The following is a 12,549-nucleotide window of genomic DNA, read 5'->3' as shown; positions in this document are numbered from 1 at the left end:
TCATTCAAAAGATAAATAAGGAGACAAGCGTTGAAGGTCTTTTTCGGTAAACTCTTCAAAGAGAGAAAGCCGGGAAAGACCTTTTATATTACCCCTTTTCCGGCGATACTCCAAAATAGCTTTGGCCTTATAAAAGTCCATATAAGGATGATTGCGCAATTTATCCAACCCATCTTTATTGACTCGTATTTTCCGAAAAGGAGTACCTTGCACAACAAACCATTTATTCAAACAGGTATCTACATGCGGAATCTCCTGCAACTGTTCCAAACGAACAAAACCTCCAAGACGGTTACGATAAGCCACAATCATTTTGGCGATACCGCTTCCTACACCCGGTATCCGCTTTAATTGAGCTGTATCCGCTTCATTCAAGGGCACAAGGGTTCCTTCCGGATATTTTTCTATTCTTTGTGGTTTAACTTGTTCATACACAGAATCTCGCTTACCCTCCTCTGTTGAAGGTATCTGAATATAGGGTTTCAGCAATAAATATTGCTCCTCCGTCAACCCATAAATGCGAGCAAAAGCTTCCGGAGTACGAAAAACGCCTCCTTTTTCCCGATACCGAAGAATATTACGAACTACAAAAGAAGGCAATCCCAGCTTTTTCAATTGTACGGAATCGGCTGTATTCGGATTAAAATCAAACAAAACGACCTCCTGCCCTTTCCTGACACCTGATGCCGTATAGTTGCGCTTAGCATAGGAAACCTCACGTTGCTTCACAGAAGCCAGAAAAGAATCTATCTCAGCAGAGTCTTCCTGACGTACATATTCTGGCTTATAGACTTTATGGCATATCAACCAAGAAATGCCTAAGATTACCAGTATGCCTAACAAAAGCAGAATTACTCTCCTCTCAGAACGGGAATAATAGAAAAAATCCTTCCACATTACCAGCTCAACAAGCCCAATTCATTGACAAATATAGCAAGAATACCAATAGGAGCAACAAATCGCAAGACTATCAGATACACTGGATAATAAGGAGCTTTTAACATACCATAATTAGTCACTTCTCCTCTTACGATTTTCTTGTCTAATACCCAACCGACAAACACGGCTGCAAACATACCGCATACCGGAAGCATAATTTTAGCAGTCAGATAATCCAATGCATCAAACATATTTAACCCACCAATCTTCAAACTACTCCATTCTCCTAAAGCTAATGAAGATACAATACCTATCAGCAGGCATCCTCCTGTAACAATACAGGCAGCTCGTCCTCGTGTAAAATGAAACTTCTCATGCAGAAAGGCCGTAGAAACCTCATGCAAAGAGATTGTAGACGTCAAGGCAGCCAAAGCCAATAACACATAGAAAGCCACAGAACATATATAGGCCAAGAAAGGTACATTGGCAAAAGCCTGCTGGAACACATTAGGCAAAGTGATAAATATCAAAGAAGGACCTGCATCGGGCTGAATACCCACAGAAAAGGCTGCCGGAAAGATAATCAATCCAGCCAACACAGCCACACACGTATCTATCAACCCTACACTCATGGCCGTATGCCCCAAACGAGTCTCCTTTCCAAAATAAGAAGCATAAGTAGAAAGACATCCCATCCCCAGGCTCATAGAGAAGAAAGCTTGTCCCATTGCCCCTAAAAAAACATCTGGAGTAACCTTACTAAAATCTGGATGAAGTAAAAATTTGATTCCCTTTTCAGCCCCAGGCAGCATGATAGAGCAACCAGCTAGCAGAATAACCAAAATAAACAGCAATGGCATCATGATTTTAGAAGATTTCTCTATCCCGTCTTTTACACCTTTCACAATAACGAAATGAGTAACAAACATAAACACAAACAACCACAGAAGCGGTCGGAACGGTTGTTGAGAAAAGTCTTGAAACATAGAGACATACTCTCCAGAGGTTTTTCCTGACAATCCAAACGAAACAGCTTGCCATACATACTCCAAGGTCCATCCGGCTACTACCGAATAATATCCCAATATCAAAAAGCCGGTTAATACTCCGGCATAGCCTACCCATTTCCAATGTGTACCCGGAGCCAACGTTTCATACGCTCCACCCGTACAGGCCTTTGCACGTCGGCCAATGGTAAATTCCGCAATCATTATAGGTAACCCGAATACAATGACACAGCCCAGATAAATTAATATAAATGCAGCTCCACCATGATTTCCTGTTTCATAAGGAAAACGCCAAATGTTACCCAAACCTACCGCAGAACCTGCGGCCGCAAGAATTGCACCTAATTTACTTCCAAAGTTTGCTCTTTCACTCTTATGCTGCATAAATCATTTTATTATAATTACACTTTAAAACGGGGACAAAAGTACAAAAAATATCGTATTTTTGCATGAAAATTTAAAGTTTTACACAAAATGCAGATTTTAAGACAATACCCATTTTCTATTTTGACAATTCTTGCCATTTGGTATTTATCCTTTTTTACTCCTCCACATACTCAACTGGAAGAAATTAATAATTTCGACAAACTAGTACATGTATGCATGTATGGTGGTCTCAGTTCCATTATATGGATAGAACACCTAATCCGGCATAAACAAATCAAAAAAATACAACTAACAATTGGAGGTATTCTGTTGCCCATCCTGATGAGCGGAATCATTGAAATCTTACAATCACAGTGTACAGACAACCGTAGTGGAGACTGGATGGACTTTATAGCCAATTGCACAGGCATACTCCTGGCATCTTTGGCAGGTTACTACATTTATCGTCCATTTATCAGAAAAAGGTTACACAATTCACACTAATATCTTTCCCCACTCCATAAACACACTAAACGCCGGGTGCTCTCACAGCAACCGGCGTCTATGTAATAATAAATATATTATTTTTAAAGATAGAGAGTTATCATGATCATCTGAAATCCTTTAAGTCTTCTTGTAACCTTTGACGGGTAAAGTAGATACGACTTTTCACCGTACCCAAAGGGAGGTTAAGTTTGTCCGCAATTTCCCGATATTTAAAACCTGACACATACATCGCAAAAGGTACACGATATTCTTTCGGCAATGCATTCACAATGCGGCGCATTTCCTTCAAATCGTAAGCCCCCTGCATGGAGTCATCCTCAATATCCACTCCCAGGTTCAAGAAGAACTGATTGTCGGTATTGTCAACGTATGTCTGATCACGCAAAGTCTTGCGATAATTATTGATGAATATATTACGCATGATGGTATAAATCCATCCTTTGAAGTTCGTTTCTGCTACATACTTTTCTTCATTATCCAAAGCCTTCAATGAAGTCTCCTGGAGAAGATCATTCGCTTCCTCACGGTCTGCCGTTAATTTATAAGCGAAATGAAGTAGTTCTGTCTGCATGCTCAACAAGTTCTGAGCAAAATTTGCCGTTTTCATAAATCTTTTAGTCTTTCTTTTCTTTAATTGAAACAATGTCTGTCTTTATTTCGACACTGCAATATTAGTAGAAAAACAAAGAGAGCTCTTCACAAAATCTGGTATTCAAACGGGTAAAAACTGTCAATTGAGAGTTTTTACCCCTTGTTCTGACAGTTTTCAGGAGAATTTTTACCCCATTCCCGATAAGGAAGTTTCATCAAGAACGAATTATAGTACTTCACTTGTCCGGTCACTTCCTCCCCCAAAAAAGGAGGAATCTCAAAAGTTTCCTTCTCATCGGTTAATTCAACTTCCGCCACGACCAGTCCATTGTTTTCTCCGTAGAATTCATCCACCTCAAAAACGTGCGTCCCCCACCGTACCAGATAACGAGTTTTGTCAATCATTCCCGGCTCGCACAACTTCATCAATTCTTCCGCCTCCTGCAAAGAAAGAGCATGCTCCCATTCATAACGACTCATACCCGATACGTCCGAAGGTCCCTTGATGGTCAGATAACCTTCTTCATTCTGGATACGTACCCGCACCGTGCGTCCTCTTTCACTACAGATATAGCCTTGTCTGATACGCTTCCTTCCATAAGCCATAGCCTTATAAGAATCATCACGCACCAGAAACTTTCTTTCTATTTCTTGCGGCATATTCTATCCAAGCTATCAAGAAGCCAACGTGTAACCTACAATCATTAAAATAGCCAATAGAATCAAGACAATACAAATCATCTTGAACAATCTATTGGCTTTTTCTTCCTCACGTTTCTCAAAATTCTGTCTTTTTACACTTCTGTTGCGTCCCATAAGTTTTCAATTTTAGATTTACAACCCTAAAATTACAACATCTTTGCAAAAAGACAAATAAAAAAGAGCGATTTTACTCAAAGTTATCAGATTTCGCTATCTGAAAACTCCATCAAGTAAGCTTTAATGAAACCGTCAATTTTTCCATCCATTACCCCGTTGACATCCGATGTCTGGTAGTTGGTACGATGGTCTTTCACACGACGGTCATCGAATACATAGCTTCGTATCTGAGAACCCCATTCGATTTTTTTCTTTCCGGCCTCAACCTTAGCCTGCTCTTCCATACGGTGCTGCAACTCCTTATCATAAAGGATAGAGCGCAACTGACGCATGGCGTTTTCCTTATTCTTCGGCTGGTCACGGGTTTCCGTATTTTCAATCAAGATTTCTTCTTCTTCGCCTGTGTAAGGGTCTTTATACTGATAACGCAGACGTACACCAGATTCTACCTTGTTTACGTTCTGTCCTCCGGCACCACCACTTCGGAATGTATCCCATGACAAACGAGCCGGTTCTACGGTTACTTCAATTGAATCATCTACCAAAGGAGTCACGAAAACAGATGCAAAAGAAGTCATTCGCTTACCCTGTGCATTGTAAGGAGATACACGAACCAGTCGGTGCACCCCGTTTTCGCCTTTCAGATAACCATAAGCATAGGATCCTTCAATATTCATCGTCACCGTCTTGATGCCGGCTTCATCCCCTTCCTGAAGGTTAGCTACCGACAACTTATATCCATTGCTTTCAGCCCAGCGCATGTACATACGCATCAGCATGGAAGCCCAGTCCTGACTTTCTGTACCTCCTGCACCTGAATTGATTTTCAGTACACAGTCCATCTGGTCAGCTTCCGAACGAAGCATATTCTTCAATTCCAGCTCTTCCACTGCAGAGATAGCTTTTGAATAGGCCTCATCCACTTCTTCCTCAGTAACCAGTTCATCTTTATAAAAATCAAAAGACAACTGCAGTTCATCCGCCAATGTCTTCACTTCCTGATAACCGGTAATCCACTGCTGCAAAGCCTTTACTTTTTTCATCTGTGCTTCGGCAGCCTTCTGGTCATCCCAAAAACCGGGTGCCTGCGTACGAAGCTGTTCTTCTTCCACCTGTATTTTCTTTCCTTCAATGTCCAGATAACGATACAAGGCTTCCGTACGTTCCTTCACGTCTTTCAGTTGCTCTATGGTAATCATAAAATACGATAAATTAGTCTGTTATTTTTTCTCGTTGCAAAGATATGAAAAAACAGGCACCTCTGAAAGAGTGCCTGTAGATAAAAGTCAGCTATTTAACCGACATTTTCTTCATACATTTTGTCAATAATATCCTTGTAGTTACGGGCTACCACCGCACGTTTCAGCTTCAGCGTGTTGGTCAGCTCGCCACGTTCCATACTGAACGGTTCCGGAAGAAGAGTAAAGCGCTTAACCTGTTCATAATGCGCAAACTCCTGTTGAAGCGTATCAATTCGAAGACGGAACAACTCAATAATCTGAGGATTCTCCAGCAATTCCTTTCTACTTCCAAAAGCAATGTGATGTTCCTGCGCAAACTTCTCCACCTGACTGTATTCCGGCACAATCAGGGCCGATACAAATTTCCGCTGGTCCGCAATAATGGTCACCTGATCAATATAACGGTCTACCACCAGCTTGGTTTCAATGGCCTGCGGAGCAATGTACTTACCATTGGAAGTTTTAAACAAATCCTTGATTCGGTCTGTCAAGTACAAGAAACCATCCTTCATATATCCGGCATCTCCCGTACGGAACCAGCCATCTTCTGTAAATGCCTGCTGGGTGATGGCCTCTTTCTTATAATATCCCTTCGTTATGGTACCTCCACGAAGCTGTATCTCGTTATTTTCTCCAATACGAACTTCTACTCCGTCGAGTACACGCCCTACCGCTCCCAAACGGAAATCTCCAATCCATTCACAAGAGACTGTAGCCGTACTTTCTGTCAGTCCATAACCAGCTATCATATTAATGCCTACCGAATGCACAAACTCTGCCACCTTCTCTGGAATAGCAGCTCCTGCCGTAGGAAAGAAATTCCCGTTCTCTATTCCTATCGTTTTCTTCAGCAGGCTATAAATCGTTTTCTCATAAAACTTATATTTCATATGCAACAAGGAAGGGGGCGTCTTTCCATTCATCAGATACGTAATGTTATGTTCACGCCCAACCCGAAGCGCATCCAGCATCAAACTCTTTTTCAAGCCCGTAGTCTCATTGATTTTTTCCTGTACGCCGGCATATACCTTTTCCCAAAAACGGGGAACGCTACACATAGCCGTAGGCCGTACTTCCTTGATTGTCTTCTGAATGTCCTGCGGACGCAGATTGATACACAGCATACATCCTTTATACAAGCAATAATACGACCATGCCCTTTCAAAGATATGCGTAAACGGCAAGAAATTCATGACGACATCATTTTCACCCAGGTTAGTCAAACGTGCGTTATGTCCTTTAAAAGCAACGTCGTAGTTAGAGTGATGCAGCATCACTCCTTTCGAATCACCAGTCGTACCAGAAGTATACAGAATATTCGCCAAATCATCCAAAGAAGACTCTGAGATGCGTTTATCCACTTCCGGCTGACAATCCTCTTCTTCACCCATCTGCAAGAAATCCGAGAAATAGATAGAATTATTGTCACCTTCGGCACGCTTTACTTCGGGATCAAATATAATAATCTTCTTCAATGAACGACATAAGCCCTGCACCCGGTAAGCCACATCATACTGATACTGCTCTCCTACAAACAAAAAACGAATTCCAGCATCTTCGACAATATAATGCACCTGCGCTTCTGAACTTGTGGCATACAAAGGCACAGTTACAATCCTATCTTTAAAAGCTCCAAAATCTACATACAGACACTCCGGCTTATTTTGAGAGAATACTCCTACATTTTCCTGTACTTCCACTCCTAATTTTACAAACGCACGGGCTGTTTTATCTACCAGATCAGCAAACCCGTTCCATGTGACAGGAATCCATGTAGCAGTGGTGTAATCACGGTATTTTAAGGCAACTTTATCCCCATATTTTTCAGCTTGTTGTCGTACAAGCCGAGACAAACATGAATTAACCATCTATCTTACTTTATTTTATTGGTTTATTCTGCAAATATAGGATTTTATTTGCAATGTCCGGCCAATCTAAAGCATTTCTCCTAAAAAAGACTATCTTTGCAAAGAATCAAAAAACGGATTATTTATGATAGACACAGGTTACTACACATCTGAAGCACTGACTCTGTTACATTCCCTGATTGGAATCCCGTCCATCAGTCGGGAAGAAGAAGCCGCAGCAGACTTCCTGCAGAACTACATAGAAGAAACGGGAATTATGACCGGAAGATCCGGAAATAACATCTGGTGTATCAGCCCCATGTTCGATATCAATAAACCTACCATCCTGCTCAATTCACACATCGACACCGTGAAACCGGTCAGCGGATGGAGAAAGCAACCGTTTACTCCCAAAAATGAAAACGGGAAATTATATGGTCTGGGCAGCAATGACGCCGGTGCCAGTCTGGTATCATTATTCCAGGTGTACCGTCACCTTAGCATGACAACCCAAAGCTACAACTTGATTTTCCTGGCTTCTTGTGAAGAAGAGGTATCCGGGAAAAACGGTATTGAAAGTGTTCTGCCTCAACTCCCTCCTATTGCATTAGGAGTAGTAGGTGAACCTACGGAAATGCAACCTGCCATTGCAGAAAAGGGACTTATGGTGCTCGACGTCACTGCACGTGGAAAATCCGGTCACGCCGCACGTAACGAAGGAGAAAATGCCATTTACAAACTACTTCCAGATATTGAATGGTTCCGTACATATAAGTTCCCGAAGGAATCACCCATCCTGGGACCTGTAAAAATGAGTGTCACTCAAATCAATGCAGGTACACAACACAATGTAATTCCTGATTTGTGCAGTATCGTAGTAGATATCCGGAGTAACGAATGTTACTCTAACGAGGAGCTGTTCGCTGAAATCTGTAAACATATACAAAGCGAAGCCAAAGCACGCTCATTCCGTCTCAATTCTTCCAGCATTCCGTCTGATCATCCGTTTGTAAAACGTGCCATAGAACTGGGGAAAGTGCCATTCGGTTCACCCACATTATCCGATCAGGCATTAATGCCCTTCCCTTCTGTAAAAATGGGGCCGGGAAAATCTTCCCGCTCGCACACAGCCGATGAATACATTCTCGTCAGTGAAATAGAGGAAGCGATTTCAACCTATGTGCAAATCTTGGACGGATTAAAAATCTGATAGAATCTTTATCTGCATTATAAAAAGAGAGGAAAATGATTGTCCAACTCAACAGACAACCATTTTCCTCTCTTTTTTATTTTATATCCGGGAACGAGTCCCGGATAATCTATCAAAACTTCACTGTATTCAGATTCTTGTCGACCAGCATACCGTCCAATACGTTCAAGTCAATCTTTTGTTTGCGTTTTGCCTTAAACTTGATTGTCATAAGTTCAGCATCCCCTTCCAAATAAGGTTTTTCTCCAATATTTACAAAGGTAGGATACAAAGCCTTCGTTCCATTCGTATGCAGACGATCATTGGTCAGGTTACGCATCTCCTTCATACCTGTCGTCTCTGCTCCTACATACTCCAATGCCTGCGGGTCATAAGGCAATGCAAAGCTGAGAGCATTGACCGAACGCAATCCCTTACCTGAAACACGAATTTCTACGGTTTCCCCTTCATTATACACCTTCTTAGATGAAGCAACTGTGATTTCTCCAGCTACTGAAGGTACCTGACGGCTGCTCACTCCAGACTCCATACGGATGGCTACTGCCGAAATATCATACGCATCAATCAGACCGTTCTCGTTCAGGTCACCCTTGCTGATATAACCTTCAAAGTCAGAATCTCCTCTGCGCAATCCTGTATAATTCATATAAGAGGTCAAATCGTTTTCATCTACCAGCTTATCCTGATTAATGTCACCCGGAATATAGCTTTCTGAGCCAGGCACCTTGAACACGTAAAGTTCACGACCTGAACCATACTGACCTGTAGCAGATACAACCGACAGCTTAATATAGCGTGCAACAGGCTGTTTCTCGAATACAAAGGTCTTCACGTCACTTCCTTTCCAGTCGAAAGTGCCAGCTTCGTGCCAATCAGACTTATCCATACTGTAATATACAGTACCCTTGCCCAATGTACCGTTCCCGGCATCCAGACGAGGCAGGTACTGGAATTTATCCAACTGATTTACACTATTCAGGTCAATAATCAAATCAAAAGGAACTGCAACCGTGCTCCACTTCGTATGCCATATATCTCCCTCATCGAAGTTAAAGAGTTTATTCACACCCTGACCTCCCTGGTTCGGACAAGTGGTTTCTCCCTTGATTCCATGAATGGCGAATTCCAACGGATCTGATTTAGTAGTAGCCGTCACATTAGTCCATTCTGATGCACCTGTAGCATTCACGGCGCGTACCTTGAACGTGCAAGTAGTTTCCGGACGTAAATCTTCAAACAGAAGTTGAGTGTTCCGAATGGTACTATACAGCATACCGTTATATTCTATTTCATAATAATCGGCATTATCAACCTTTTTCCATGAAGGTGTCAATGTATAAGCTCCTGTATTTTCTTCTGTTACCTCTGCTTCCGGAGCACGCAGTGTACCTTGGCTTACCAGCAGTTTCTCAGCAGGTGCAAATACAAAACCTTTCATTTCTAACTGAATATCGTTTTGAGTCACGTCCATTTCTTCCAGATTCACATGTACTACCGGATTCTTAATGACGTGCAGACGAGCCAGTTCACTGCCCGGAGTGGCAAAACGATTCAACTCCGGATTCGACTCATAATAATATACATTCGCTCCTTTCTGTAGTTCTTCCAAAGAAGTCACCGGAGTCAGTTTCACTTTCTTTCCGCCTACACGTACTGTCAGTTTCTTCGGCTGTGCAGTTACATTGATACGGAAATGGGTACGCTTACGCGCTACCATTCCTTCGAAAGAGCCTTGCACTGGTTCCACACACACTGTCAAGTCCTCTCCCTCTACCACGGAACGGATATGCGTAGTAGCATACTGTCCCGCACGATAAGCTTCAGATACTCCATCATCATCGTATTCCGTAAACTCTGTATCGCCACCCGGATAAAGTTCATATACACGTAAATGCTTATCCATCTGATTCACATTGTTATGCGCTGTAGTCACCGGTAAAATAGCTCCTTGCTTGATAAACAATGGAAGTTTCCACAAAGGAGTTTCAAAATTATTGAGAACCCGTCCGCCCTGATACAGGTCACCGGTAAAATAATCTATCCAATTCCCTTCAGGCAGATAAATGCCATTACGCACATCGTTCCCATCCGCATCGCCCTGTGTGTTCTGATATACCGGAGCCACCAGTACATAAGGCCCGTAAAGGAACTGATAGCGGGTAGCCGTTCCAAGTGTATAATCATTCGGATAATCCAAGAACATGGCCCGAACCATCGGTTTTCCGTCTACGGCTTCACGAGCTATGCTGTAAGTATAAGGCATGAACTCTGATTTCATCTTCAGATACCAACGATTGATGGAAGCAGCCGGCTCACCCAACACTTGCGGATATTTCGGGTTTGCTCCCCATCCGTCCATGTTCAACTGCATGGGAGTAAACGTTTTCCACTGGAAGTCACGTACATTGACCGGAATATTCTTTCCACCGAAAATACCATCCATATCCGAAGAAATATTAGGTTGTCCCGACAATCCTGAACCGATATAGGTCGGGATATGGAAACGAATGTATTCCCATTCACCTCCAGTCTGGTCACCCGACCAGATACCAGCATAACGCTGTGTACCTGCCCATCCATCCAGTGAAATAATAAACGGTCGAGCATTGTTACCATAATAAGGCATAATCTGTCCTACATCGGCCACTCCGTTCAATCCGAAAGAATAGCCAGCTCCTACCCAGGCTACGTCGGTTTTCAACACACGTACGCCTGCATCGCGCACTTCTTTCACAATGTCACGCTGAAGCAAAGCTTCTACTCCTTCTTTGGGATGCAAGTCCGACTGTGTCCACAATCCGATTTCCACTCCCTTGGCACGGGCATATTCACCCAGTTCCTTCAAGTTCTGGATATTACCATCCAGCGTAGAAGTCTGTCCGTAGCCGGCTCCATAACCGTCATTAGGCAGAATCCATCCTAACGGCATATCGGCCGCATTGTAACGGTCAATTACCGCACGCGCCGAGAACTGGTAATTGTTCTTTTCACCATTCAGCGATTCCTTGATACCGCCATTGTCTTTCTGGCTTTCCTTGTATCGTTTTCCGTCTTCAAACAGAATACCCTTTTCGTCTTCTTTCCAATAGTCACGGTTATAGGCATTCAAATGTCCCTCATAAAAACCAAACTTCGGTAAAAGCACCGGATTACCAGTCAGCTGATAAAAATCATTCAACAAGGCTACCGGACTGTCATTCACCATGAAAAAGACATCCAGATAGTTTTCCTCATGCGACAGCTTCACTACTTCCTTATCGGTTGCTCCGAAATCATACAGTCCAGGACGGAACGTGTACCACATAACCCCATACCCTTCTGTAGACCAGTAAAAAGGAGTAGGAGAAGCCACTCCACCATCTGTCCACTGGTTCGTATTGACAATACGGATGCTTTTCCCTTTGTGAGAAAAACGGCCATTCTGTACACCACCTCCATAAAAATACTCATCATCATGCGCTTTGAGTGACAGGCAGACTTGTTTTTCCATAAAGTCCACCGGACGTACTGATTCCACTACCACTTTCTGACGGATTTTATCCGTAATCTTAAACAGCGACGTACGCTTGTCCATTTCCACCTGAATTCTGGCAGTAGAAATCGTAATTACCCCGTCTTTGTCTGTCAGCGACAGCTCGCCAACCTCCTTCCGGGGACGGTCTACCAGAATCTGGGCTTCAGGAGAAGCCTGCGGGTCGCGCACAATGCCTCCCTGATTGTCCTGGAACATCCGGAAAATATTTTCACCATAAAAATCAAGCGTCATGCGCTGCTGGTTGGAAAAAACCACCTCTACTGCTGACGGGTTCAGCACACTGGCACTGCTGATAGTTATCTCAGTCTGCTGTGCAGCCCATACAGAGACAGGGGTAGTCAACAGGCCCCCAAGTACACACAGAGACAAGACAGAATAATACTTTAGTTTCATAGTATAAATGTTACTAACGGTTAGATTTCTTTTACTACATTACTTTCTACCAATCTTGTAAAAAGTGCACGAATGTATAACTAATTATTGAAGTAAAAAAGGAAATAAAACAAACATTTTTCATTTTATTATTTTATAAGGAATAGAAGATAAT

10 protein-coding genes are annotated in these 12,549 nt (G+C 42.7%); 2 read left to right on the top strand and 8 right to left on the bottom strand.

Annotated features, from left to right (window positions below):
• Entirely contained in the window at positions 1 to 897 is an 897-nt protein-coding gene (locus tag BACPLE_RS06285; RefSeq protein WP_007559969.1) for a helix-hairpin-helix domain-containing protein, read from the bottom strand.
• Positions 897 to 2,270 carry a sodium-dependent transporter gene (locus tag BACPLE_RS06280; protein ID WP_007559967.1) on the bottom strand — a complete coding sequence of 458 codons (1,374 nt, stop codon included), beginning with the start codon at positions 2,268 to 2,270 and terminating at the stop codon, positions 897 to 899. Before BACPLE_RS06280 ends, BACPLE_RS06285 begins: the two co-directional genes overlap by 1 nt.
• 90 nt (positions 2,271 to 2,360) lie before the next feature.
• Between BACPLE_RS06280 and BACPLE_RS06275 the strand changes: the two genes are divergently transcribed.
• Complete coding sequence (locus tag BACPLE_RS06275) at positions 2,361 to 2,756, top strand: VanZ family protein (protein WP_007559966.1); 396 nt, start codon at positions 2,361 to 2,363, stop codon at positions 2,754 to 2,756.
• Positions 2,757 to 2,862: 106 nt separating this feature from the next.
• Here BACPLE_RS06275 and BACPLE_RS06270 read toward each other — a convergent pair whose 3' ends face one another.
• The 5 genes from BACPLE_RS06270 to BACPLE_RS06255 form a co-directional block, all read right to left on the bottom strand.
• A complete protein-coding gene (locus BACPLE_RS06270) occupies positions 2,863 to 3,366 on the bottom strand; it encodes an RNA polymerase sigma factor (protein WP_007559964.1) in 504 nt (167 codons plus the stop codon).
• Between the two features lie 137 nt (positions 3,367 to 3,503).
• Positions 3,504 to 4,010: a CYTH domain-containing protein gene (locus BACPLE_RS06265; protein ID WP_007559962.1), complete on the bottom strand. Its 507-nt coding sequence runs from the start codon at positions 4,008 to 4,010 to the stop codon at positions 3,504 to 3,506.
• 15 nt (positions 4,011 to 4,025) lie between these two features.
• Positions 4,026 to 4,166 (bottom strand): hypothetical protein, encoded by a 141-nt coding sequence (locus tag BACPLE_RS19415; RefSeq protein WP_007559960.1) that lies wholly within the window; start codon positions 4,164 to 4,166, stop codon positions 4,026 to 4,028.
• Between the two features lie 86 nt (positions 4,167 to 4,252).
• Positions 4,253 to 5,368, bottom strand: a complete 1,116-nt coding sequence (gene prfB / locus BACPLE_RS06260) for a peptide chain release factor 2 (protein ID WP_007559958.1) — start codon at positions 5,366 to 5,368, stop codon at positions 4,253 to 4,255.
• A gap of 95 nt (positions 5,369 to 5,463) precedes the next feature.
• Positions 5,464 to 7,278 (bottom strand): AMP-dependent synthetase/ligase, encoded by a 1,815-nt coding sequence (locus BACPLE_RS06255; RefSeq protein WP_007559956.1) that lies wholly within the window; start codon positions 7,276 to 7,278, stop codon positions 5,464 to 5,466.
• Between the two features lie 124 nt (positions 7,279 to 7,402).
• Between BACPLE_RS06255 and BACPLE_RS06250 the strand changes: the two genes are divergently transcribed.
• Positions 7,403 to 8,467, top strand: coding sequence for a M20 family metallo-hydrolase (locus BACPLE_RS06250; protein WP_007559954.1), 1,065 nt, complete (start codon positions 7,403 to 7,405; stop codon positions 8,465 to 8,467).
• 112 nt (positions 8,468 to 8,579) lie between these two features.
• Here BACPLE_RS06250 and BACPLE_RS06245 read toward each other — a convergent pair whose 3' ends face one another.
• The gene (locus tag BACPLE_RS06245) at positions 8,580 to 12,395 is read right to left on the bottom strand and encodes a TIM-barrel domain-containing protein (protein ID WP_007559952.1); all 3,816 of its coding nucleotides are present in this window, start codon (positions 12,393 to 12,395) and stop codon (positions 8,580 to 8,582) included.
• Between the last annotated feature and the right edge of the window lie 154 nt (positions 12,396 to 12,549).

This window comes from Phocaeicola plebeius DSM 17135, from assembly GCF_000187895.1.
In the GTDB taxonomy this organism is placed as follows: Bacteria; Bacteroidota; Bacteroidia; order Bacteroidales; family Bacteroidaceae; genus Phocaeicola; species Phocaeicola plebeius.
Note: the sequence above shows the minus strand (reverse complement) of the source record. Positions and strands in the feature narration are given on the sequence as shown.